The sequence below is a fragment of the Massilia sp. genome, assembly GCF_032106685.1.
GTDB lineage: Bacteria > Pseudomonadota > Gammaproteobacteria > Burkholderiales > Burkholderiaceae_D > Telluria.
Genome location: NZ_DAMCPG010000029.1, coordinates 40176 through 62346, shown reverse-complemented (window position 1 = coordinate 62346; position 22171 = coordinate 40176). Strand labels below are relative to the sequence as shown.

Genomic DNA, 22171 nt, shown 5'->3' with positions numbered 1-22171 from the left:
TGATTCAAAGCTCGGATTGTTGCCCAAAGTCTCTTGTTTGTACAAATCTATTTGGATTTGTTGCCATAGTGGAAGCACGGCGTTCCTCTCGGCACGCCTAACAACCGCTTTATTACGTACATTTGCACAAATGGAATTGCTAATTCAAGAAGCGCGGGTTAGTCTTGCGGATGGGCCCGTGCGGCCCGCTCCCCATCTCCTTCACGTAGTCGAAAGCAGTCGATGAGCAGCACAGATCCGGGCACCCAGCCACCGGAAAACGGCGAACAGGCCCCGCGCAGGAACGTGCGCGGGCACGATTGGCGGCATGCGATGCGCAGCGAGTTCTCCGACTGGCAGCTCTGGTGGGCCCGGGCCGTGATGGTTGCGCTGGCGGTGATCTCGGGCCTGGTGATCGTCGGCTTCACCGCGCTCGCCGAACTTGCCTACGACCTGTTCGCCCAGCTGCGGTCGCGCTGGTGGTGGAGTCCGCTGCTGTGGACGCCGCTGGTGGCCTGCGCCGTGGTCTGGTGCACGCGGCGCTTCGCGCCCGGCGCCGCCGGTTCCGGCATTCCGCAGGTGATGGCGGCGCTGGAAGTGGGCGAGCGGCCGGCCGCGCGCAGCCTGTTCGTTTCCCTGCGCTTGAGCCTGGCGAAGATCCTGCTGACCGCGGGCGGCCTGCTCGGCGGCCTGTCGCTGGGGCGCGAAGGGCCCTCGGTGCAGATCGCCGCCGGCGTGATGCTGCAGGCGCGGCGCCTGGTGAAGGACCAGCGCCGCATCCACGTCCACGGCCTGCTGGTGGCCGGCGGCGCGGCCGGCATCGCCGCCGCCTTCAATACGCCGCTGGCCGGCGTCATGTTCGCCATCGAGGAGCTGGCGCGCGCGCCCGAGCAGCGCAACAGCGGCCTGATCATCACCGCGATCGTGCTGGCCGGCCTGGTGGCGGTCTCGATCTACGGCAATGCCACCTATTTCGGCGTGATCCGGGTCGAGCACCTGAACCTGGCGCTGCTGCTGCCCGGCCTGGTGCTGACCCTGCTGGCCGGTGTCGCCGGCGGCCTGTTCTCGCGCCTCCTGATCGCCTCGCTGCGCGGGCAGGGGCGCGACCCGCTGAGCCGCCTGCGCGCCCGGCGGCCGATCGTGTTCGCCGGCGCCTGCGGCCTGCTGGTCGCCGCGATCGGCCTGGTGACCGGCGGCGCCACCTTCGGCTCCGGCTACGAATCGACCCGCGCCATGGTCGAGGGCAGCGGGGTGATGCACGTCGCCTACGCGCCCTTCAAGTTCCTGGCCACCTGGCTGTCGACCTGGTCCGGGGTGCCGGCCGGGATCTTCGCGCCCTCGCTGGCGATCGGCGCCGCGCTCGGCAACGACGTCGCCCTGCTGGTTTTCCATACCCAGGTGCCGGCCCTGATCGCGCTGGGCATGGTCGGCTTCCTGGCCGCCGCCACCCAGGCGCCGCTGACCGCCTTCATCATCGTGATGGAGATGGTCAACGGCCACGCCATGGTGCTCAGCCTGATGAGCTGCGCCCTGGTCGCCAGCTTCGTCTCGCGCCTGATCAGCCCGCCGCTGTACCCGACCCTGGCGCGGCTGCAGCTGGAACGGATTCCGCCGCCACCCCTTGAACAGGCGCCGCACCGATGAGGCGTGCGGCGAGTCCTACAGGACGGACGCCCGTGTGCCTATTGCGAGGCCTGCCCAGGCGGCTATGATGGCAGGAACAGCAACGACACCGGAGATCATCATGTCTACGTCAACCGACAAGAAGGACGTACAAGGCCGTTCCTGGGACCAGATCACCAAGGACGGCACCAGCAGCGCCGGCAGCATGGGCGTCGGCGCCACCGGCGACAACATCGGCGAAGGCGGCAGCATGTCGGGCCGGTCCGGCCCCGGCGGCAGCCAGCAGGAGGCGCGTACCGACGACCTGCTGGCCTCGGATTCCGATGGCGGCGGCGGCGCCGAGGGCTTCCAGAACCCGCATGGGAAAGGCGAGCTGCAGACCGGCATGGAAGGCATCCGCAACCGCACCGGCAACGGCGCCGGCAACCGGCAGTCCGGCGCGCCGGACCAGCAGGATGCGGGCAGGCGCGGCGCCGAGGCCGACCGCGACCAGGGCAAGTCGTCGCGCGAGGACCGGCAAGGCCGCTGAAGCATTCCTGGCGCGCGCGAACCGTTCGCGAACCCTTCGTATGGACTGGCGGCTGGGCGCGGGCGTCCTGCCGCCTGCGCCTGTTCGACGCGATCTTCGACGCGAATTTTCGACGCGATCTTCGACACGAGCGAGGAGACCCGCCACCATGACGCAACACATCGGAATCGTCGGCTGTTCGGCCGAAGGCGCCGCCCTGTGCTATCGCACCATCTGCCTCGAAGGCGCGAAGCGGCTGGGACCGCATGCGCACCCCGAGGTCGGCATGCATACCCACTCATTGGCCGACTACGTCGAGCGCATCGAGCGCGGCGACTGGGAGGGCGTCGGCGCACTAATGCTGTCCTCGGCCGAGAAGCTGGCGCGCGCCGGCGCCGATTTCCTGGTCTGTCCCGACAACACCATCCACCAGGCGCTGCCCCTGATCGAAGCGCGCTCGCCGCTGCCCTGGCTGCACATCGTCGACGCGGTCGGGGAGCAAGCGCTCGCGCGCGGCTACCGCAAGTTGGGCCTGCTCGGCACGCGCTGGCTGGTCGAGAGCGAGGTCTACCCCGCGAAACTGACCGCGCTCGGCATCGAGAGCGTGCGCCCGACGCTTGAACAGCGCGAAGACATCAACCGCCTCATCATGGACGAGCTGGTCGCCGGCGTCGTGAACGCGGAGACGGTGCCGCGCTTCCAGGGCGTGATCCAGACCCTGGCGGCCGAGGGCTGCGACGCCGTGGTGCTCGGCTGCACCGAGATCCCGCTCCTGATCAGCCACGAGAACTCGCGCCTGCCGACCCTCGATTCGACCCGGCTGCTGGCCCGCGCCGCGCTGGAGCGCGCGATCGGGCCCGGGTAGTCAGCGCGCCGCGCGCAGCGTCAGCTTCACGATCTCGCCCGGCTGCCACAAACGCATGCGCGGGCCCCAGCCGCCGGCGCCGCGGCTGACCACCAGGGCCATGTCGCCGACCCGGTAGTCGCCCATGTAGCGCGGGAAGCGGCGCTGGACCAGGAAATTGAAAGGCCAGATCTGGCCGCCGTGGGTATGCCCGGAGAGCATCAGGCCGACGCCGCGCGCGGCGGCGCCCTCGACGATGCGAGTGGCGGGGATATGGCACAGGAGGATGGTGGCCGCCTTGCTATCGTCAGGCATGACCGTCTCCAGGCCGCCCAGGTAGTCGCCGCCCCCGCGCATGTCGCGGCCGATGTCGTCGATACCGGCCAGCACCAGGCCGGGCGCCAGTTCGACCCGTTCGTTGCGCAGCCAGCGCACGCCGCCGGCGGCGAATTCGGCGATGGTGGTCTCGGCATCGCCATAGAATTCGTGGTTGCCGGTCACGGCCCAGACGCCGCGCGGCGCCCGCAGGCCGCGCAGCACCCCCGCCAGTTCCGGCTCGCCCAGCGGTTCGTTCTCGACCTGGTCGCCGACCATCAGCACCGCGTCCGGCTTCAGGGCGTTGATCTGGGCGACGCGCCCCGCCATCCAGCCCGACCTGCGCTGCGCGCCCAGGTGCAGGTCGGTGACGGCGACCAGCACCATGCCGTCCAGGTTTGCCGGCAGGTTCTTCAGCGCCACCTCGTATTCGCTGACCGCCGGCGCGCGCACCGCCTGGAAGATGGCGAAGGCGCTCACCAGGATGCCCGCGGCGGCGCCCACGGCCAGGAAGCGCGGCGCACGTGCGCGCCACCAGAGGCCGAAGCCGGTCAGCAGGTCCGCCGCCAGCAGGCACAGGGTCATCAGGAACAGGATGCCGAGCCAGGTCATGGCGAACTGGCCGGGATACCAGCGCCAGTCGATCGCTTCGTCGCCCAGGTGCACGCCCCACAGGTAGAACAGCCAGAGCGTCACGGCGCCGATCCACCAGGCGCGCGCCGGTACCGCCTTCCGGACCAGCGGGATGCGGTGCAGGCGGTGGGCGACGTAGAAATGGAAGAGGGAACCGATGACGTTCAGGATGATCGAAAACATGCGCAGGCTTCACCGGCAGCGGCCGGTCTTTCGGGTGAGCGGCGGCGCGCGCATCTGGATCCCTGCGCGCCGGAGACGGGCGATCTTAACCCATCCGCGCGGCGCGTGCCGCGGGCGCGGCGAGCAGGCCGGCGATCAGGCCGGCGGGCGGGTGCGCTTGCGCGAGGTCGGGCGGCCGGCGGTGGCCAGGATCCTGCGAAAACGCGGGCATGCGAGGTGGTCCTGGGCCGGGCAGGCGGCGGCGTGGCGCAAGCCGTCGCGCAGGGCGGCAAGCCTGCGGATCGTCCGGTCCAGGTCGTCCGCCTTTGCCGCCAGCAGCTGGCGGTCGATGACAAGCCGGCCGTCGGGGCCGAACATGGCCGCGATCTCGTCCAGCGAGAAGCCGGCCGCGCGGCCGAGCGCGACCAGGGCCAGGCGTTCGACGACGCCCGGCGCGAATACGCGGCGCAGGCCGCGCCTGCCGCTGGAAGCGATCAGACCCTTTTCCTCGTAATAGCGCAGCGTCGACGCCGGCAGTCCGGAACGCCGCGCCACCTCGGCGATGTCCATCGATCCCCCTTGACTTCAAGTCCGCTTGAGGTGGCACGATAGCATCCAGGGCGCAAGGGGCGCAAATGGAGACGTCGCATGGACAAGCGCGAGGCAAGGCTGGAAGCGGGCGGGCAGGCAGGGCTGTGGAACGGCGGCGCCGGGCATGCCTGGGTGGAGGAACAGGAGCTGGTGGACCGCATGTTCGGGCCGATCGAGGACTTGCTGCTCGGGGCCGTGGCGCCAGGACAGGCGCTGCGGGCGCTCGATGTCGGCTGCGGCACCGGCGGTACTACCCTGGCGCTGGCGCGCCGGCTCGGGCCTGGTGCGCGCTGCACCGGCATCGACATCTCGGCGCCGATGGTGGAGGCCGCGCGGCGGCGCGCCGCGAACGCGGGCGCCGGGCTGGATTTCGTGTGCGCGGACGCCGCCCGCCATGCGTTCGTGCCGGGCAGCATCGACCTGGTCGTCTCGCGTTTCGGCGTGATGTTCTTCGACGACCCGGCGGCGGCCTTCGCCATGCTGCGCCGGGCGGCGCGCGCGGGCGGGGAGCTGCGTTTCGTCGCCTGGCGCGGGGCCGGGGAGAATGCCTTCATGACGGCGGCCGAGCGCGCGGCCCGGCCCCTGCTGCCGGACCTGCCGCGGCGCGCGCCGGACGAGGCGGGACAGTTCGGACTGGCGCGCGAGGCACGGGTGCGCGATGTCCTCGCGCAGGCCGGCTGGGAACACGTCGGATGCGTCCCGGTCGACCTGCCCTGCGCTTTTCCGGAAGCGGAACTGGACGGCTACCTGGCGCGCATGGGGCCGGTGGGGAGGGCGCTGGAGACGGCCGGCGGCGCGCTGCGCGAACGTGTCCTGGCGCGGGTGCGCACCGCCTTCGATCCCTGGGTCGCGGCAGGCGCGGTGCGTTTCACGGCAGCCTGCTGGCTGGTGACGGCGCGAGCGCCCGCCGGCGCCCAGCGCGCCGGCAGTTGCGCCGCAGGCGCAGGCTAGCTTGCCGCGGCCTGGAGCGCGCGTTCGCCGGCGACGCGCTCGACGAAGGCGGCCGTGACGTCGGGCTGGGTCACCGGCAGCATGTGGCCGCCGTCGACCAGTTCGAGGCGGGCGCCCGCCACCCGGTCGACCAGCCCCTGGCCGTTGGTCTTCCAGTCGAGGAGGGCGTCCTGGCGGCCGTAGAGGACGGCGACCAGCAGGCGCAGTTCGCCATAGCGCGCCTCGACCGCCGGCATGCAGGCCGGGATGGCCTGCAGGTCGTTCGAGGCTTCGAGGAACTGCTTCGGGCGCAGGCTGAGCAGGCCGCCGCCCTTGACGGCGAAGTCGGCCGGCGCCGGTTCCGGCGCGAACACCCGCTCGAGCACCTTCTTGCTGCCGGCGATCGCCCCGGGCGTGGCCAGGGTCCAGGCGAACAGCTGGCGCAGCCAGCGGGTCTCGATGGTCAGGGCCTTGAACACCTCGGGCGCCGTTTCCTGGGTGCGCGTCAGCGGCGCCACCAGCGCCAGGGCGCCGACCTGGTCCGGGTGGTCGAGGGCCAGGGCAAGCGCAATCGCGCCGCCCAGCGAGTGGCCGACCACGGTCGGGCGGCCGAGTTCGAGCTTGCGGATCAGCACCGCCAGGGCGCCGGCCTGGGTGCAGATGTCGGCCGCCTGCGAAGCCTCGCGCAGCGAGTGGCCGGCGCCCGGGCGGTCGACCACGGCCACGCGGTAGCGGCGCGCCAGGCGCTCGGCCAGCCCGTAGTCGAAGTGGCCCATCTGGCCGCCCAGGCCATGCACCAGCAGCACGGCGGGCGCGGCCGGGCCGGCGCTGTCGTGCAGGCGCACGTGCAGGCGCCCGCCGGGCACGTCGACGAACTGGCCCCTGGCGGGCAGGAATTGTTCGATGCGGCGCGCGGTGCGCCGGGTGAACCAGGCCAGGCCGAGCAGCACCACGGCCAGCGCGGCCAGGACGAAAAGGAATGCGTTCATCGGGAAGTCGCTTTCTTCAGGTAGCGCCAGTAGCTGACCGGCGCGATGCGTTCGAGGATGGAGACGGCCTTGGCGTCGCCGCCGACCAGGATGCGCGCGTCGCGCCGTTCGATGCCGCGCGCGATGATCTCGCCGGCGGTCTCGGGCGCCAGGCGCAGCAGCTTCTCGGCGATCCGTCGCCCGCGTTCGATGTCTTCCGGCGGCGCGTCCAGCGGCACCCGGGCCTTGCGCGCGATGGCGGTGGCCACGCCGCCGGGATGGACCACGCTGACGCCGACGCTGCTGCCTTCGAGTTCGTGCCGCAGCGCGTTGGAGAAGCCGCGCACCGCGAACTTGCTGGCCGAGTAGGCGGCCTGGCCCGGCGGCGCGACGATGCCGTAGATGCTCGACACGTTCACGATGCGGGCCTCGTCGCTGCGGCGCAGGTGCGGCAGGAAGGCGCGCGTCATGCGGACCACCCCGTGGAAGTTGATCTCCATGAGCCAGTCGAAATCGTCCTCGGACACCTGCTCGAAGGTGCCGCCGAGCGCCACGCCGGCGTTGTTGACCAGGATGTCGACGCGCCCGTGGGCCGCCTGCACCTCGTCCGGCAGGGCGCGCACGGCTTCGCGGTCGGCGACGTCGAGCACGTGGGTGGTGACGCGCACGCCCTGCTTGTCGAGCAGCCAGGCGGTTTCCTTCAGGCCGGCGGGGTCGATGTCGGCCAGCGCCAGGTGGCAGTGGCGGCGCGCGAGGGCGTGGGCGGTGGCGCGGCCGATGCCGCTGCCGGCGCCGGTGACGACGGCGACGCGATTCGACACGTTCAAGGCATGGCTCCTTTTGGTCCGAAGCGGATGACGCCGTCGGCGATGCGGCCGAAGCGGATCGTCATCATGTCCTGCAAATAGTTCTGGTAGACCTGCCAGGGCCGGCGCGAGCCCTGCTTCGGCAGGATGGCCGCGGCGCGCTGCACGTAGCCCGACGTGAAGCTGAGGAAGGGCTCGGGCCGCACATCCGGTTCGCGCCGCACCACGGCGATCGCCTGGCCGCTGCGCTCCATGTGGCGCAGCAGGCGGCAGGCGTAGGCGGCGGTGAGGTCGGCCTTCAGGGTCCACGAGGCATTGGTGTAGCCGAAGGTCATGATGCTGTTGGGCATATCGGACAGCATCATGCCTTTGTACGACATCGCCTGGCTCGGATCGAAAGCCTGGCCGTCGACCACGATCGCGGCTCCGCCCAGCACCGACAGCGACAGGCCGGTTGCCATCACGACCACGTCGGCTTCCAGCGCCTGGCCGGATTTCAGCACGATGCCGCCTTCGGTGAAGCGTTCGATGTGATCGGTGACGACGTCGGCCTGGCCCTTGCGGATGGCGCGGAACAGGTCGCCGTCGGGCACCACGCAGACGCGCTGGTCCCAGGGCTTGTAGCTCGGCGTGAAATGGGCTGCGACGTCGAAGGAGGGCCCCAGCTGGTGGGCCGCCATCTGCACGATCCTGTTCCTGACCAGGTCGGGCTTGGCGCGCGCCAGCCGGTACAGCACCATCGATTCGGCGATCACGCGCCAGCGCGTGGCCCAATAGGCGGCCTTTGCCGGCAGCAGCGCCTGCAGGCGCCGGGCGAATCTGTATTCGGAGGGACGCGACACCACGTAGGTGGGCGAGCGCTGCAGCATGGTGACGTGGGCGGCCTGTTTCGCCATTGCCGGCACCAGGGTCACGGCGGTGGCGCCGCTGCCGATCACGACCACGCGCTTGCCGGCATAGTCCAGGTCCTCCGGCCAGAACTGGGGCTGGACGATGCGCCCGCGGTAGGCGTCCTCGCCCTCGAAGCGGGGGCGGTAGGCGTGGTCGTAGCTGTAGTAGCCGCTGCACATGTAGAGGAAGCGGGTGCGCAGGCTGCGCAGTTCGCCGCTGGGCTTGTGCTCGGCGTGCACGGTCCAGCAGGCCGCTTCGCTCGACCACTCGGCGCGCACCACCTTGTGGCCGAAACGGATGTGGCGCTCGATGCCGTGGCTGCGCGCGGTCTCGCGGATGTAGTCGCGGATCGCCGGGCCGTCGGCGATGGCCTTCGCTGCACGCCAGGGCTTGAAGGCATAGCCCAGCGTGTACATGTCGGAGTCGGAGCGGATGCCGGGGTAGCGGAACAGGTCCCAGGTGCCGCCGATGGCGTCGCGCGCTTCCAGGATGGCGTAGCGCTTGCCCGGGCAGCGCGCCTGCAGCATGGCGGCCGCGCCGATGCCGGACAGGCCGGCGCCGACGATCAGCACATCCAGCACGTCCGGCACGCCGCCCGCCTCGGGAGGAGTGTGCATGGTCTCTCTTTTATCGTTCTAATAAAGTGACACTCTACATTGTCAACATCGGCGTGACAAGCGGCAGCCGCCGGGGCGGCCTTCGGGTATGTCAGAATAGCGGGATGATCCAAGATTTCACACCGGCGCGCGCCTACCGCGGCATGTCTCCCGACGAGCGCCGCGCCCAGCGGCGCAGCAAGCTGATCCAGGCGGCGATCGCGGTCTATGGCGAGCGCGGCTACCGCCAGGCCACGGTAAAGGCCGTGTGCGAGGCCGCCGGCCTGACCGAGCGCTATTTCTACGAGTCGTTCGAGAACAGCGAGGACCTGCTGGTCACCTCGTTCAATTCCGTCACTTACACGGTGTTCGGCGAGATCGTGGCGGCCGCCCGGGACGCCGGCCGCTCGCGCAAGGGCCGGGCGCGCGCCATGCTGGAAGCGTACTTCGGCGCCCTGCAGCGCGATCCGCTGTCGGCGCGCCTGTTCCTGGTCGAGATCCGCGGCGTCAGCCGCGCGGTGGACAAGGCCTTCGACGCGGCGCTGCGCGCGATCGGCGCCGAGGTGGCGCGCCAGGTCGCCGCGCCCGGCGCGCTGGACGACGAACTGCTGCATGCGGGGATCGTCGGCGGCGTCATGCACATCGCGCTGCGCTGGATCGACCAGGGCTACCAGCCGCCGCTGGACAAGGTGGCCGACACCGCGCTGCGCATGGCGCTGGTGCTGGCCGCGCCCAAGGCCGTTTAGCCCGCGCGCCGGACGCTACCTAGGGGGCGGCGCCGATGCCGTCGATGACGGCCACCAGCGCGCGCAGGTCGACCGGCTTCACGAAATGGTGGTCGAAGCCCGCGCTGCGCGAGAGCACCCGGTCGTGCGCCTGGCCGTAGCCGGTCAGCGCCAGGTAGAGCGCCGGGCGCGCGCCCTGCAGCGCGCGCAGGCGCCGCACCAGGGCATAGCCGTCGATGTCGGGCAGGCCGATGTCGAGAATGAAGACCTGGGGCCAGTCGGCGCCGGCCATCTCCAGCGCCTCGCGCGAGGAGGTGGCGGCCGTCACCGCATGGCCGAAGGCGCGCAACACCTCGGTCAGCGAGTTGGCGGCATCGTGGTTGTCGTCGACGATCAGGATGCGCGCCCGGCCGGCCTGGGGCGTGGGCGCCGCGGCCGACGCCGGCGCGGCCGGGACATCGGGGCGCGCGTCCGCCAGATGCAGGGTCACGCTGAAGGTGCTGCCCTGGCCGAGACCCGCGCTGTGCGCTTCCACGCTGCCGCCATGCAGCTGCACCAGGCTCTTGACCAGCGCCAGGCCCAGCCCGAGGCCACCCTGCGAGCGGTCCGGGGTGCGCTCGGCCTGGGTGAACAGGTCGAAGATGTGGGACAGCATGTCCGGCGCGATGCCGATGCCCGTGTCGCGCACGGCCACGGTCACGCTGCCTGGCGCGCGCCGCACCGACAGGTTGATGCGTCCGCCCTGGGGCGTGTACTTGGCGGCGTTGTTCAGCAGGTTGGCGAACACCTGCACCAGGCGGGTGCGGTCGCCGTCGACCCAGCCGCCGCCCTCGACCTGCAGCTCGAAGGCATGGCCGCGCGCCTCGATCAGTGGGCGCGCCTGCTCGACCGCGCCGGCGACGGCGGCGCCGATGTCGACCAGCGAGCGGTCGAGCTGGACCAGGCCGCGCGTGACGCGCGAGACGTCGAGCAGGTCGTCGACCAGTTCCGTCATGTGGCGCACCTGGCGACCGATGATCTCGCTGGAGTAGCGCAGGCGGCGTTCGTCCAGGCCCGGCATCGCCAGCAGCTGCGCCGCGTTGCTGATCGGCGCCAGCGGGTTGCGCAACTCGTGCGCCAGCATCGCCAGGAACTCGTCCTTGCGGCGCGCGGCCGCGCGCAGCTCGGCTTCCCCCGTCTTCTGGCTGTGGATGTCGGTCAGGGTGCCCATCCAGTCGGTGATCGTGCCGTCCTCGGCGGCGAAGGGCAGGGCGCGACTGAGCACCCAGCGGTATTCGTCCGCGTGGTGGCGCAGGCGGTGTTCGAACTCGAAGTGGATGCCGGCGGCGCGGCTGCGCTCCCAATGCGCGATCAGGGGCGCCAGGTCGTCCGGGTGGACGGCGGCATGCCAGCCGTCGTCCTGCAGCTGCGCGGCCGGAATGCCGGTGAAGTCGCTCCAGCGCTCGTTGAAGAAGTAGGCGCCGGTCTCGATGTTGCTCGACCAGACCATCGGCGGGATCACGTTGGCGATCGCGCGGAAGCGCCGCTCGCTGTCCTTCAGCGCCTTTTCCGCCGCCACTTGGGCGCTGATGTCCATGTGGGCCGCCACCGCGCCGGTCAGTTCGCCGCGCGCATTGCGCATCGCGGCGGCGCGCACCAGCACCGTGCGCCGTATTCCCGGGTGGCCGAAGGGTTCGATCTCGAGCACGGCGGCGTCGCTGTCGCGCCCGGCCAGCACGCGCGCCACCGGCCAGTCCTGGGGCGCCAGGCGCATGCCGGCCCGGGGACCGTCGGTGTGCCAGCCCTTCCATTCGGCGTATTCGTCGACCGAGCCGGGCTGGGGATAATCGCCCCAGATCGCCGCATTGGCCGCGTTGCCGATCACGAGGCGCCCGTCGGGGTCGAGATAGAAGATGCCGACCGGCGCTGCTTCCAACAGGGCGTCGAGGCGGCGCCGGTCGTTCTCGGCGCGCAGCGAGGCCGCCGAGGCCAGCTGCTCGCTCTCGCGCAGCGCCTGGGCCTGGGCCTTGCGCTCGCTGATGTCGACCGCGATGCCGGCGAAGCGGCGGCCGCCGGCCGGATCGGCGAACACCTTGCCGCGCGCGTTGACCCAGGCGTCGTGGCCGGCGCGCTGGGGAATCCGGTATTCGATGTCGTACAGGGTCTCGGTGCGGATCGCGTGCTCGATCGCCGCCAGCACGCGGGGACGATCGTCGGGGTGGATCATGTCGGTGAAGCGCGCCAGCTCGGTGCCTTCGCGCGCCAGGACCGCGTCGACCTGGAACAGGCGCGCGAAGCGCTCGTCGACGTGGGTGGCGCCGCTGGCCAGGTCATAGCTCCAGGTGCCGATGTTGCCCGAGGCTTCGAGCGAGAGCGCCAGCCGGTCCTCGGCTTCCTTGTGGCGCGCGACGGCCGCCATCTTGCCGGTCATCTCGGCCACGGTGCAGATCAGGCCCCGTACCCGGCCGGTTTCGTCGCGCAGGGGGCTGAAGGAAAAGGTGAACCAGGCCTGCTCGGGGTAGTCGTGGCGCTCGAGGGTGACGGCGTAGTCTTCGAAGAAGAAGGACTCCCCCTCCAGCACCCGGCTCACGTAGGGAGCGAGCGCGGGCCAGGCCTCGGGCCAGACCGCGGCATACGGCATGCCCAGCGCGGCCTCGGCCTTCCGTCCGAGCATCGGCACGTAGGCGTCGTTGAAGAACAGGGTCTGCTCCTCGCCCCATGCAAGAAATGTCGGGAAGGCCGAACCGAGCACGATGCCCAGGCCGGTGCGCAGCGCCGGCGCCCAGCCGGAAACCGGGCCGAGCGGATGGCGGGACCAGTCGCAGCGGCCGATGCGCTTGCCCATTGCGCCGCCCTGGTCCAGGAACGCATGCTGGTTGGTGCTGCTTTCCACGGCTGCCTTGTGTGATAAAACTTGCATTGTACACAGGTGCCGCGGGCGCTGCCCACGCGCCGGCCGGGCCCGGCCACATGGCGGGACGGGTCAGGCGCGATCGCGCCTTCGGCTCCGGCGGCGCGCCGTTTGCCGCCGGCCAGGGGACGTCTGTGGATTCCGCGGGCGAAAGGCCGCCTCAGTCCCAGCCCTTGTCGGTCTCGCTGTCGTAGTTCTTCAGGTCGCGCGCGAACATCTCGTTCAACTCGTCGCGGGCGCGCTTGGCCATCGAGACGTACTGCTCGCGGTCCTTGTAATAGGGGTAGACCGCGTCCACGCTGGCCTTGTTGTGCTCGCGGAACTTGAGCGTCGCCTGGCGCGCGCGGTAGGCGCCGTAGCCGAGCTGGCACAGGACGCGCCGCCCGAGCTGCAGGGCCGATTCGAAGGTCTCGCGCTCGATCACGGTCACGCCGCGGTCCATCAGCTGGTAGTAATGGGTGACGTTGCGCGCCCGCGCCAGGATAGGCAGGTCGGGGAAGTCCGCGCGCACCGCGTCGGCCAGCGCCAGGCTGTCGTCGATGTCGTCGATCGCCAGCACCAGGGCGCGCGCCTTGGCCGCGCCGGCCGCGTGCAGCAGGTCGACGCGGGTGGCGTCGCCGTAGAACACCTTCAGGCCGAAGCCGCGCAGCAGCTCGATCTGGTCCGGGTCGTGGTCGAGCACGGTCAGCTTGACGCGGTTGGCGATCAGGAGGCGGCCGATGATCTGGCCGAAGCGGCCGAAGCCGGCGATGATTACGTGGCCCTCGTTGGCGTCGATGGCGTCCGGCTCGCGCCGGTTCTGGCCGCGGTAGCGCGGCTCGAGCAGCTTGTCGTGCACGAGCAGCAGCAGCGGCGTCGCGACCATCGAGAGGGCGACCACCGCCACCAGGATCGAGCCGGTCTCGGGCGCGAACACGCGCGCGCCGGCGGCCGCGCCGAACACCACGAAGGCGAACTCGCCGCCCTGCGAGAGCAGGAAGGCGAACAGCCAGCGCTGGCCGCGCGCGATGCCGAACCAGAAGGACAGCGCGAACAGCACCGCCAGCTTGATCGCGAGGAAGCCGAGCACCAGGCCGAGGATCAGCCAGGGTTTCGACAGGAAGACGCCGAAGTCGACCGACATGCCGACGGCGATGAAGAACAGGCCGAGCAGCAGGCCCTTGAAGGGCTCGAGGTCGGTCTCCAGCGCGTGGCGGTATTCGGAGTCGGCCAGCAGCACGCCGGCCATGAAGGCGCCCAGCGCCATCGACATGCCGACCCACTGCATCAGCAGCGAGATGGCGATCACCAGCAGCAGGGCGAAGGCGGTGAAGATCTCGCGCATGCCGGACTTGGCGATGATGCGCAGGGCGGGGCGCACCAGGTAGCGCCCGCCGATCACGACGCCGGCGATGACCGCCGCCAGGCGCGCCGCGTTCTGCCAGCCGCCCGCATGCGCGCCGCTGGCCACATCGCCGACGGCCACGCCCAGCACCGGCACCAGGGCGATCATCGGGATCGCGGCGATGTCCTGGAACAGCAGGAGGGAAAAGCCGGCCTGCCCGGCCGGGGTGGCCATCAGGTTGCGCTCGCCCAGGGTGGCCAGCGCGATCGCGGTCGACGACAGCGACAGGCCGAGCGCGGCGATCAGCGCCACGCGCCAGTCGATGCCGGCGAGCAGGGCGGCGCCGAACAGGGCGCAAGCGACCAGCAGCACCTGGGCCGTGCCCCAGCCGAAGATCTGGCGCCGCAGCGACCACAGGCGCTCGGGCTCGAGTTCCAGGCCGATCAGGAACAACAGCAGGACCACGCCGAACTCGGAGAAGTGCAGGATGTCCTCGACCTCGCGGATCAGGCCCAGGCCCCAGGGGCCGATCGCCATCCCCGCCAGCAAGTAGCCGAGCACGGCGCCCAGTCCCAGCCGCTTGGCGAGCGGCACCGCCACCACGGCGGCGGCCAGGTAGATCAGGGCGTTGGTCAGGAGGCTATGATCCATGGGGCGTCGTTTCGTTGGCGGGCGATTGCAGGAAGTGCGCGAGGCGCGCACGGAAGGCGGCGACGTGGGCGTCGATGTCGGCCTCGGAGGCGCTGTTCGCGCCATGCAGGATGTGCGGCGCCAGCCACCGCATGCCGCAGCGCGCGGCGGTCTGCTCGAAGGGCGGCAGGAAATCCGCGAACGGGCGGCCGTTGGGCTCGCCCTCGCGGTAGCTTGCCAGCGGGCTGCCGGTGGTGGCCGCCAGCAGGTAGCCCTTGCCCTTCAGGGCGTTCGCGCCCGGGCCGTAGGCCCAGCCCGGCACCAGGACCGAGTCGACCCATTCCTTGAGCAGGGCCGGCATGCTGTACCAGCGCAGGGGATGCAGGAAGACGAGCAGTTCGGCCTGCTCGGCCAGGGCCTGTTCGCGGGCGACGTCGATGAAGAAGTCGGGATAGGTTTCGTAGAGGTCGTGCATCAGCTCGCCGCCCTGCGAGCGGGCGGCCTCGGCCAGCCGGCGGTTGATGCGGGAGCGGTGCGGCGCCGGATGGGCGTAGAGCACCAGGATGCGTGGATGGGACATGCGGATTCGACGTGTTGTATTGCACAATTGTACAGGCACGCCGGGCGGCGCGTGGCGCCGCCGCTTTTCCGCATCGCCGGTCGGGCGCGGGCAGCCCTCAATCCGTTACGGCGCCCTTCATCGCGGCTTGCCATTCCTGGCGGATCGCTTCCTTGAATGCCAGATAGGTCCAGTCCGAATCCGGCAGGAACTGCTTGACGTGGCCGTCCTCGATGTAGTCGAAGTATTCGTCATGGCGCAGGTCGTCGTCGGGATAGCGGTAGCACTGGATGGTGGCGCAGAAGCTGCCGCCCTTCGGCGAGGGGTTGAACAGCCGGTGGATCTGGTAGTAATCCGGCGTGAGGAAGGTCACCTCGCCCGCGTGCGCGACGGTGCTGCCCCAGGGCTGGCCGATCGCCGGGCTCAAGGCGCTGAACCAGGACACCTGGATCTGCCCATGCAGCACCTTGATCACGGCGCAGGCCCGGCCATGGTCGTGGATCGGCGAGCCGTTCCCGGCGGGCGAAAAAAAACCGGACCGCGCGAGCGGTCCGGTTCGATCGGTCAAACCGGCCGGTGGCCGGAAACCAGTGGGCGCTTAGAACGAGTAAGCGACGCCGGCGACGATCTTGGTGATGTCGCTGTCAGGCTTCTGCACTTCCAGGCGGGCGTTGACGACCGGCGAGAAGGCGTAGCCCAGGCCGATGCCGTACAGCGCGTTGGTGGTGTGGTCCTTTTCCTTCAGGCCGTCGAACTTGGCTTCGCCTTCGACACGGTTGAAGCCGATGCGGCCGTACATGCTGAAGCCGTTGGTCAGCGGCACGGTGCCCAGGACCGACACGTCGAACTGGTCCAGGGTGACGTCGGCGCCGTCGACAGTGCTGTCGACCAGGCGGTGGTAGCCGCCTTCGATGGCGATGCTCTGGTTCAGCTTGTAGCCGACGAAGGCGCCGCCGCCCAGCTTGTCGTCGAAGCCCGAGACCTTGGTCGACGAGACGTCGACACCGGCGTAGAACGGGGTTGGCTCGGCGGCGAAGACGGCCGACGAAGCGGCGACCAGGGCGGTTGCGATTGCGATTTTCTTGAACATTGCTGTTGCCTTTTCTTACGATAATACGAAAGGGCCGAAACGCCATGTTTCGGCCGGGGCCGCATTATCGCACGAACGTCCTTTTCTTGCTGCCGTGCAGCAAATTACGCATCCGGAAACAAAAAAGCCCGGGACATCGTCCCGGGCCTTTCGTCCTTTCCGGCAATCCGGCAGTGCCGGCGCGGTGCTTAGAAGTGGTAAGCGACGCCAGCGGCGATCTTGGTGATATCGCTGTGCGGCTTCTGCACTTCCAGGCGGCCGCTGATGGCCGGGGTGAAGGCATAGGACAGGCCGGCGCCGTAGACGACCTTGTCTTCCGTGCCCGATTCCGAGATGCGCACGCCTTCGACGGTGCCGCTCAGCTTGCCCTTGACCTCGTTGTAGCCCAGGCGGCCATAGACGCTGAAGCCATTGCTCAGCGGCAGGGTGCCGATCAGCGAAATCTCGGTCTGCTCGTACTTGACGTTGACGTTGTCGCCGAAGACGCGTTCGTTCATGTCGGCCAGCTGGTGCCAGCCTGCTTCCACTGCGAAATTCTGGCTGAAGGTGTAGCCGACGAAGAGGCCTGCGCCTTCGTCACGGTCGAAACCGTCGACCTTGGTCGAGGCGACATCGGCGCCGACGTAGAATTGGGAAGCTTGCTGGGCCGAAGCCGCCGACGAAGCGATGACCAGCGCTGCTGCAACTGCGATTTTCTTGAACATTACAAACTTTCTTCGATTGATAATAGGTGACATGCATATTGCTGTCTTGAAATATTATCGCATGAGCATGTAATTGTTGCAAATCGCCGTGGGGAATTTCACATATGTATGTGCAGGGACCCCGCACCGGAACAGGGGCAGGGCGCGGGGAAATCGTTGCGCGGGAAAACGGGGATGCGCTTTCCGTTTTCCCGCATCGACCGCAAGACCTGCGGCTCGCCTCAGATGTGCAGCGCGTGGCCCAGCGCGCGCAGCGCCGCTTCCTGCACGGCTTCGCCCAGCGTCGGGTGGGCATGGATGGTGCCGGCGACGTCTTCCAGGGTAGCGCCCAGCTCGATCGATTGCCCGAACGCCGTCGAGAGTTCCGACACGCCGCGCCCGACCGCCTGCCAGCCCAGGATCAGGTGGTTGTCGCGCCGCGCGACGACGCGCACGAAACCGTCCGTCGACTCGATCGTCATCGCCCGGCCATTCGCCGCGAACGGGAATTGCGCGCTGATGACGTCCAGCCCGGCCTTTTCGGCGTCCAGCGGCGACAGGCCGACCACGACCACTTCCGGATCGGTATAGCAGACGGCGGCGATCGCGTTCGGCGTGAAATGGCGGCGCTTGCCCGAGATGATCTCGGCCACCATCTCGCCCTGGGCCATGGCGCGGTGCGCCAGCATCGGCTCGCCGGTCAGGTCGCCGATCGCCCAGACGTTGCGCATCGAGGTGCGGCACCCGTCGTCGATCTTCACGGCGCGGCCAAGCATGTCGAGCTGCAGGCTTTCCAGCCCGAAGCCGGCGCTGCGCGGACGGCGGCCCACGGCCACCAGCACGCGGTCGGCCGCCAGCACGGTTTCCTCGCCGTTGGCATCCTTCACGCGTACGCCGTCGCCGGCCGCGTTCAGGCCGAGCACGCTCGAACCCAGGCGCAGCTCGACCCCGAGGCGCTTGAGCGCCGCGCCGACCGGCTTGGTCAGCTCGGCGTCGTAGGCCGGCAGGACGCGATCAAGCGCCTCGACGACCGTGACCTCGGCGCCCAGCTTGCGGTAGGCCGTGCCCAGCTCCAGGCCGATGTAGCCGGCGCCGACCACGACCAGGCGCCGCGGCACGTCGGCCGGCGACAGCGCCTCGGTCGACGACACCACCATGCCGCCGAAGGGCATGAACGGCAGCTCGACCGGCTCCGATCCGCTGGCCAGCAGCAGGTGTTCGCAGCGCACGCGCAGCAGTTCGCCATTCTCCCCCTTCACCTCGACCGTCTTGCCGTCGAGGATGCGGGCGAAGCCCTTGATCACCTGGACGTCGTTCTTCTTCAGCAGGGCGCCGACGCCGCTCGTGAGGCGCTTGACGATGCCGTCCTTCCACTGCACGGTGCGGCTCACGTCGATCGATGGGGCGCTGGCCATGATGCCGAGCGCCGAGCCGTCGGCGTAATGCTTCGCCTTGTCGAATTCCTCGGCCGCGTGGATCAGGGCTTTCGACGGGATGCAGCCAATGTTCAGGCAGGTGCCGCCGGGCGTGGCCGCTTCGACCAGCACGGTCTGGATGCCGAGCTGGCCGGCGCGGATCGCGGCCACGTAGCCGCCGGGACCGCCGCCGATGACGAGCAGGGTGGTACTGACTTGGTTCATCGGCTCACTCCGCGAACAGGGTTGCCGGGCACTCGAGGTAGCCGCGGATGGTCTGAATGAACTCGGCCGCCACCATGCCGTCGATCACCCGGTGGTCGAAGGAGGACGAGAGGTTCATGATCTTGCGCGCGACCATGGCGCCGTTCAGGATCACCGGCTTGTCGATGATGCGGTTGACGCCGACGATCGCCACTTCCGGGCGGTTGATGACCGGGGTGGTGACGATCCCGCCGAGGGCGCCCAGACTCGTGATGGTGATGGTCGAGCCGGAGAGTTCCTCGCGCAGGGCCTTGCCGCTGCGCGCCGCTTCCGCCAGGCGCGCCACCTCGGCGGCCGCCGACCACGGGTCGCGCGCCTCGGCATTCCTCACCACCGGCACCATCAGGCCGGCGTCGGTCTGGGCCGCGATGCCGAGGTGGACCGGGTTGTAGGTGGTGACGACGTTGGCGTCGTCGTCGAAGCGGGCATTCACCGATGGGTACTTGCGGATCGCCAGCACCACGGCGCGCATGATCAACGGCAGCAGGGTCAGCTTCGGGCGCTGGCCGGCATAGCGGGCGTTGAGCTGCACGCGCAGCGCCTCCAGCTCGGTGACGTCGACTTCCTCGACGTAGGTGAAGTGGGGAATGCGGCGCTTCGCCTCCTGCATCTTCTCGGCGATCTTGCGGCGCATGCCGATCAGCGGCATCGCCTGTTCGCCTTCCAGCACGGCGTAGCGGCGGTCGCCTTCGGCCGCCTTCTTCTGGCCGCGCGCGACATAGGCGTCGAGGTCGGCGTGCGTGATGCGGCCGGCGGGGCCGGAACCGGTCACGTACTGCAGCTCGATGCCCATGTCCCAGGCGCGCTGGCGCACGGCGGGCGCGGCCAGCGGTTTTTCGCCGGCGGCGCGGCCGTGGTGGGCCGGGGCGGCGCCATGGCCGCCGCCCTGGGTATAGGCGGGTGCCGCCGGCTTCGATGCCTGCGGCGCGGCGGCATGGGCCGGCGCCGCGGTTTCCTCGCTGGTCACGGTCGTGACCACGGTTTCCGGCTGGGCCACGGTGATCGGCGGGAATTCGTCGACCGTCGCGGCTTGGGCCGAAACGGCCGGCGCGGTTTGCCGGCGCGCCGCCGTCGTGTCAGCGCCCTTGTCGCCGCCCTTGTCGCCGCTGTAGTTGCCTGCGCCCTCGACCTCCAGGCGGATCAGTTCCGCGCCGACGGCCATCGCTTCGCCCAGCTTGCCGCCGAGCGCCATGACGACGCCGTTCACCGGCGAGGGAATCTCGACGGTCGCCTTGTCGGTCATGACGTCGGCCAGCACCTGGTCTTCCTTGACCGTGTCGCCCGGCTTGACGTGCCAGGCGACGACTTCGACTTCGGCGATGCCTTCGCCCAGGTCCGGCATCTTGATGACGTGAATACCCATTATTTCGCCTCCATCGCACGTTTGAACGCGGCGCCGACGCGGTCGGGGCCGGGGAAGTATGCCCATTCCTGCGCGTGCGGATAGGGAGTATCCCAGCCGGCGACGCGTTCGATCGGGGCTTCCAGGTGATAGAAGCAGTGTTCCTGCACCAGCGAGGCAAGTTCCGCGCCGAAGCCGGAAGTGCGGGTCGCCTCGTGCACGACCACGCAGCGGCCGGTCTTCTTCACCGACTCGACGATGGTGTCCAGGTCCAGCGGCCACAGGGTGCGCAGGTCGATGATCTCGGCATCGATGCCGGTCTCGAGCGCCGCCGCTTCCGAGACCCAGACCATGGTGCCGTAGGTGAGCACGGTGAGCTCGGCGCCGGGACGGAATACGGCCGCCTTGTCCAGCGGGACCGTGTAGTAGCCTTCCGGGACTTCGCCCATCGGGTGCTTGTTCCACGAGACGACCGGGCGGTCGTGGTGACCGTCGAAGGGGCCGTTGTAGAGGCGCTTGGGTTCGAGGAAGATCACCGGGTCGTCGTTCTCGATCGAGGCGATCAGGAGGCCTTTCGCATCGTAGGGATTCGATGGCATCACGGTGCGCAGGCCGCAGACGTGGGTGAACATCGCCTCCGGACTCTGGCTGTGGGTCTGGCCGCCGTAGATGCCGCCGCCGCAGGGCATGCGGATGGTCAGCGGCGCGGTGAAGTCGCCGGCCGAGCGGTAGCGCAGGCGCGCCGCTTCCGAGACGATCTGGTCGGTCGCCGGGTAAAAATAGTCGGCGAACTGGATCTCGACCACCGGGCGCAGCCCGTAGGCCGCCATGCCGACCGCCGTGCCGACGATGCCGCCTTCGGAGATCGGCGCGTCGAACACGCGGGTCCTGCCGTACTTCGCCTGTAACCCATCAGTGGCGCGGAACACGCCGCCGAAGTAGCCGACGTCCTGGCCGTAGATGACCACGTTGTCGTCCTTGCCGAGCATGACGTCCATGGCCGAACGCAGGGCCTGGATCATCGTCATCTGCGTTGTCGTGACGGGTTTCGAATCGTTGTCGTCGCGTGCCATTTCACACCCCCAGTTGTTGACGTTGGCGGCGCAGGTGCTCGGGCATGTCCTTGTAGACATCCTCGAACATCGACGCGGCGCTCGGCACCCGGCCGTCGGCCAGCGTGCCGTATTGTTCGGCTTCCTTCTGCGCGGCCAGGACCTCGGCCTCGAGCTCGGCCTGGACGCGCTCGTGCTCCGCGTCGGACCAGGCGCCGATTGTCGTGAGGTGCTGGCGCAGGCGCGCGATCGGGTCGCCCAGCGGGAAGCGCGACCAGTCGTCCGCGGGGCGGTAGCGCGACGGGTCGTCGGAGGTGGAGTGCGGGCCGGCGCGGTAGGTCACCCATTCGATCAGGGTCGGTCCGAGGTTGCCTCTGGCGCGCTCGGCGGCCCAGCAGGACGCCGCGTACACGGCCAGGAAGTCGTTGCCGTCGACCCGCAGCGAGGCGATGCCGGCGCCGACGCCGCGCGCGGCGAAGGTCACGCTCTCGCCGCCGGCGATCGCCTGGAAGGTCGAGATCGCCCACTGGTTGTTGACGACGTTGATGATGCAGGGCGCCCGGTACACGTGGGCGAAGGTGAGCGCGGTGTGGAAGTCGCTTTCGGCGGTGGCGCCGTCGCCGATCCAGGCCGACGCGATCTTCGTGTCGCCCTTGATCGCGGACGCCATGGCCCAGCCGACCGCCTGCGGCACCTGGGTCGCCAGGTTGCCGGAGATCGAGAAGAAGCCCTTGTCCTTGACCGAGTACATGACCGGCAGCTGGCGGCCCTTCATCGGGTCGCGCTCGTTCGAGAGCAGCTGGCAGATCATGTCGACCATCGGGTACTCGCGCGCCATCAGCAGGCTCTGCTGGCGGTAGGTCGGGAAGCACATGTCCCCGTCCTTGAGCGCCAGCGCGTGCGCGGTGCCGATGGCTTCCTCGCCGAGCGAGGTCATGTAGAACGACATCTTTTTCTGGCGCTGGCCGATGACCATGCGCGCGTCGAAGATGCGGGTCTTCATCATGGTGCGCAGCCCGAAACGCAGCTGCTCGGGATCGATCGCGGGCGCCCAGGGTCCGACGGCATTGCCGTCCTCGTCGAGCACGCGGATCAGGGAGGAAACCAGGTCGGCGGTCTCGCCGAACTGGACGTTCACGTCGGGCCGGCGGATTTCTCCGGCTTTCGACAACTGCAGATACGAAAAATCAGTCTTGCAACCCGGGCGGCCGGTTGGCTCCGGGACGTGCAGCGACAGAGGATTACCCTGGCTCATAATTCGCTTTCCCTTTGTGAGGTGATGTGCGGCAAGCAGAAATGATAAGTCCTGCAAGCCCGCGCACGGGCATTGCATCGAAGTATTTTCGTGCTG

The 22171-nt window shown here is 69.5% G+C and carries 20 protein-coding genes; 5 read left to right on the top strand and 15 right to left on the bottom strand.

Going from position 1 to position 22171, the window contains the following annotated elements; genetic code table 11:
* Window positions 1-222: 222 nt before the first annotated feature.
* The 3 genes from RT688_RS15980 (at window position 223) to RT688_RS15970 (ending at window position 2975) form a co-directional block, all read left to right on the top strand.
* Window positions 223-1623, top strand: a complete 1401-nt coding sequence (locus RT688_RS15980) for a chloride channel protein (RefSeq protein WP_313705838.1) — start codon at window positions 223-225, stop codon at window positions 1621-1623.
* Window positions 1624-1723: 100 nt separating this feature from the next.
* Window positions 1724-2131, top strand: coding sequence for a hypothetical protein (locus RT688_RS15975; protein WP_313705837.1), 408 nt, complete (start codon window positions 1724-1726; stop codon window positions 2129-2131).
* 148 nt (window positions 2132-2279) lie between these two features.
* Window positions 2280-2975, top strand: a complete 696-nt coding sequence (locus RT688_RS15970; RefSeq protein WP_313705836.1) for an amino acid racemase — start codon at window positions 2280-2282, stop codon at window positions 2973-2975.
* Here the strand turns inward: RT688_RS15970 and RT688_RS15965 are convergent, their stop codons facing one another.
* The gene (locus tag RT688_RS15965; protein ID WP_313705835.1) at window positions 2976-4085 is read right to left on the bottom strand and encodes a metallophosphoesterase; all 1110 of its coding nucleotides are present in this window, start codon (window positions 4083-4085) and stop codon (window positions 2976-2978) included.
* 135 nt (window positions 4086-4220) lie between these two features.
* The gene (locus RT688_RS15960; protein WP_313705834.1) at window positions 4221-4634 is read right to left on the bottom strand and encodes a helix-turn-helix domain-containing protein; all 414 of its coding nucleotides are present in this window, start codon (window positions 4632-4634) and stop codon (window positions 4221-4223) included.
* Between the two features lie 78 nt (window positions 4635-4712).
* Between RT688_RS15960 and RT688_RS15955 the strand changes: the two genes are divergently transcribed.
* Entirely contained in the window at window positions 4713-5606 is an 894-nt protein-coding gene (locus RT688_RS15955; RefSeq protein WP_313705833.1) for a class I SAM-dependent methyltransferase, read from the top strand.
* Here the strand turns inward: RT688_RS15955 and RT688_RS15950 are convergent.
* Genes RT688_RS15950 through RT688_RS15940 form a run of 3 tightly spaced genes read right to left on the bottom strand, consistent with a single transcriptional unit; the run spans window position 5603 to window position 8867 of the window.
* Window positions 5603-6574 (bottom strand): alpha/beta hydrolase, encoded by a 972-nt coding sequence (locus RT688_RS15950; RefSeq protein ID WP_313705831.1) that lies wholly within the window; start codon window positions 6572-6574, stop codon window positions 5603-5605. The genes RT688_RS15955 and RT688_RS15950 overlap by 4 nt on opposite strands.
* On the bottom strand, window positions 6571-7374 hold the full coding sequence (locus tag RT688_RS15945) for an SDR family oxidoreductase (protein ID WP_313705848.1): 804 nt from the start codon (window positions 7372-7374) through the stop codon (window positions 6571-6573). Before RT688_RS15945 ends, RT688_RS15950 begins: the two co-directional genes overlap by 4 nt.
* Before the next feature lie 2 nt (window positions 7375-7376).
* Entirely contained in the window at window positions 7377-8867 is a 1491-nt protein-coding gene (locus tag RT688_RS15940; RefSeq protein WP_313705830.1) for an NAD(P)/FAD-dependent oxidoreductase, read from the bottom strand.
* 104 nt (window positions 8868-8971) lie between these two features.
* Between RT688_RS15940 and RT688_RS15935 the strand changes: the two genes are divergently transcribed.
* Window positions 8972-9592: a TetR/AcrR family transcriptional regulator gene (locus RT688_RS15935; protein WP_313705829.1), complete on the top strand. Its 621-nt coding sequence runs from the start codon at window positions 8972-8974 to the stop codon at window positions 9590-9592.
* A 19-nt stretch (window positions 9593-9611) separates the two neighbouring features.
* On the opposite strand, the gene RT688_RS15930 is transcribed toward RT688_RS15935, so the two are convergent.
* From RT688_RS15930 to RT688_RS15885, 10 genes are all read right to left on the bottom strand, one after another.
* Window positions 9612-12443: a PAS domain-containing protein gene (locus tag RT688_RS15930; protein WP_313705828.1), complete on the bottom strand. Its 2832-nt coding sequence runs from the start codon at window positions 12441-12443 to the stop codon at window positions 9612-9614.
* Between the two features lie 178 nt (window positions 12444-12621).
* A complete protein-coding gene (gene kefC, locus RT688_RS15925; RefSeq protein WP_313705827.1) occupies window positions 12622-14436 on the bottom strand; it encodes a glutathione-regulated potassium-efflux system protein KefC in 1815 nt (604 codons plus the stop codon).
* Window positions 14426-14995, bottom strand: coding sequence for an NAD(P)H-dependent oxidoreductase (locus tag RT688_RS15920; protein WP_313705826.1), 570 nt, complete (start codon window positions 14993-14995; stop codon window positions 14426-14428). The genes kefC and RT688_RS15920 overlap by 11 nt, the downstream gene beginning before the upstream one ends.
* 97 nt (window positions 14996-15092) lie before the next feature.
* Complete coding sequence (locus tag RT688_RS15915; RefSeq protein WP_313705825.1) at window positions 15093-15542, bottom strand: hypothetical protein; 450 nt, start codon at window positions 15540-15542, stop codon at window positions 15093-15095.
* A 30-nt stretch (window positions 15543-15572) separates the two neighbouring features.
* A complete protein-coding gene (locus tag RT688_RS15910) occupies window positions 15573-16064 on the bottom strand; it encodes a porin family protein (protein ID WP_313705824.1) in 492 nt (163 codons plus the stop codon).
* Window positions 16065-16252: 188 nt separating this feature from the next.
* Window positions 16253-16768, bottom strand: a complete 516-nt coding sequence (locus RT688_RS15905) for an outer membrane beta-barrel protein (protein WP_313705823.1) — start codon at window positions 16766-16768, stop codon at window positions 16253-16255.
* Window positions 16769-16989: 221 nt separating this feature from the next.
* The gene (gene lpdA, locus RT688_RS15900) at window positions 16990-18387 is read right to left on the bottom strand and encodes a dihydrolipoyl dehydrogenase (RefSeq protein ID WP_313705822.1); all 1398 of its coding nucleotides are present in this window, start codon (window positions 18385-18387) and stop codon (window positions 16990-16992) included.
* A gap of 4 nt (window positions 18388-18391) precedes the next feature.
* Entirely contained in the window at window positions 18392-19789 is a 1398-nt protein-coding gene (locus RT688_RS15895; protein ID WP_313705821.1) for a dihydrolipoamide acetyltransferase family protein, read from the bottom strand.
* Window positions 19789-20841 carry an alpha-ketoacid dehydrogenase subunit beta gene (locus RT688_RS15890; RefSeq protein ID WP_409521926.1) on the bottom strand — a complete coding sequence of 351 codons (1053 nt, stop codon included), beginning with the start codon at window positions 20839-20841 and terminating at the stop codon, window positions 19789-19791. Before RT688_RS15890 ends, RT688_RS15895 begins: the two co-directional genes overlap by 1 nt.
* 1 nt (window position 20842) lies before the next feature.
* Window positions 20843-22075 carry a 3-methyl-2-oxobutanoate dehydrogenase (2-methylpropanoyl-transferring) subunit alpha gene (locus RT688_RS15885; RefSeq protein WP_313705819.1) on the bottom strand — a complete coding sequence of 411 codons (1233 nt, stop codon included), beginning with the start codon at window positions 22073-22075 and terminating at the stop codon, window positions 20843-20845.
* Between the last annotated feature and the right edge of the window lie 96 nt (window positions 22076-22171).

Bases quoted from the DNA above. Each gene is read 5' to 3' on its own strand.
- RT688_RS15895 (WP_313705821.1), bottom strand. From the start codon at position 19,789: ATGGGTATTCACGTCATCAAGATGCCGGACCTGGGCGAAGGCATCGCC.
- RT688_RS15905 (WP_313705823.1), bottom strand. From the start codon at position 16,768: ATGTTCAAGAAAATCGCAGTTGCAGCAGCGCTGGTCATCGCTTCGTCG.
- RT688_RS15970 (WP_313705836.1), top strand. From the start codon at position 2,280: ATGACGCAACACATCGGAATCGTCGGCTGTTCGGCCGAAGGCGCCGCC.
- RT688_RS15940 (WP_313705830.1), bottom strand. From the start codon at position 8,867: ATGCACACTCCTCCCGAGGCGGGCGGCGTGCCGGACGTGCTGGATGTG.
- RT688_RS15965 (WP_313705835.1), bottom strand. From the start codon at position 4,085: ATGTTTTCGATCATCCTGAACGTCATCGGTTCCCTCTTCCATTTCTAC.
- RT688_RS15955 (WP_313705833.1), top strand. From the start codon at position 4,713: ATGGACAAGCGCGAGGCAAGGCTGGAAGCGGGCGGGCAGGCAGGGCTG.
- kefC (WP_313705827.1), bottom strand. From the start codon at position 14,436: ATGGATCATAGCCTCCTGACCAACGCCCTGATCTACCTGGCCGCCGCC.
- RT688_RS15950 (WP_313705831.1), bottom strand. From the start codon at position 6,574: ATGAACGCATTCCTTTTCGTCCTGGCCGCGCTGGCCGTGGTGCTGCTC.
- lpdA (WP_313705822.1), bottom strand. From the start codon at position 18,387: ATGAACCAAGTCAGTACCACCCTGCTCGTCATCGGCGGCGGTCCCGGC.
- RT688_RS15890 (WP_409521926.1), bottom strand. From the start codon at position 20,841: ATGGCACGCGACGACAACGATTCGAAACCCGTCACGACAACGCAGATG.
- RT688_RS15910 (WP_313705824.1), bottom strand. From the start codon at position 16,064: ATGTTCAAGAAAATCGCAATCGCAACCGCCCTGGTCGCCGCTTCGTCG.
- RT688_RS15920 (WP_313705826.1), bottom strand. From the start codon at position 14,995: ATGTCCCATCCACGCATCCTGGTGCTCTACGCCCATCCGGCGCCGCAC.
- RT688_RS15885 (WP_313705819.1), bottom strand. From the start codon at position 22,075: ATGAGCCAGGGTAATCCTCTGTCGCTGCACGTCCCGGAGCCAACCGGC.
- RT688_RS15980 (WP_313705838.1), top strand. From the start codon at position 223: ATGAGCAGCACAGATCCGGGCACCCAGCCACCGGAAAACGGCGAACAG.
- RT688_RS15960 (WP_313705834.1), bottom strand. From the start codon at position 4,634: ATGGACATCGCCGAGGTGGCGCGGCGTTCCGGACTGCCGGCGTCGACG.
- RT688_RS15935 (WP_313705829.1), top strand. From the start codon at position 8,972: ATGATCCAAGATTTCACACCGGCGCGCGCCTACCGCGGCATGTCTCCC.
- RT688_RS15975 (WP_313705837.1), top strand. From the start codon at position 1,724: ATGTCTACGTCAACCGACAAGAAGGACGTACAAGGCCGTTCCTGGGAC.